Below are 222 nucleotides of genomic sequence, written 5' to 3' on the forward strand. Positions count from 1 at the left end.
CTGGACAGCAGCAGCGGTCAGGAACTCTGGCGTCGTCAGGTGTCCTCCGAAGCCGTGGCGCCAGCGCAGCTTAATCGCGATCTGGTGGTGGTGCAGCTGGTCAATGGCAAGGTGACGGCGCTGGATACAGCTTCGGGCGAGCATCGCTGGACCTACGACAGCCAGGTGCCGAGTCTGAGCCTGCGCGGTACGGCAGCGCCCATCGTTGCGGCGGATGTCACT

1 protein-coding gene is annotated in these 222 nt (G+C 64.9%); it reads left to right on the forward strand.

The annotated features are described in order from the left end of the window. Positions 1-222: outer membrane protein assembly factor BamB family protein (locus MO867_RS23265; protein ID WP_252473529.1), on the forward strand; the 222-nt coding region annotated here is incomplete at both ends.

Origin of the sequence: Microbulbifer okhotskensis (assembly GCF_023895975.1) — a bacterium.
Classification (GTDB): Bacteria; Pseudomonadota; Gammaproteobacteria; order Pseudomonadales; family Cellvibrionaceae; genus Microbulbifer; species Microbulbifer okhotskensis.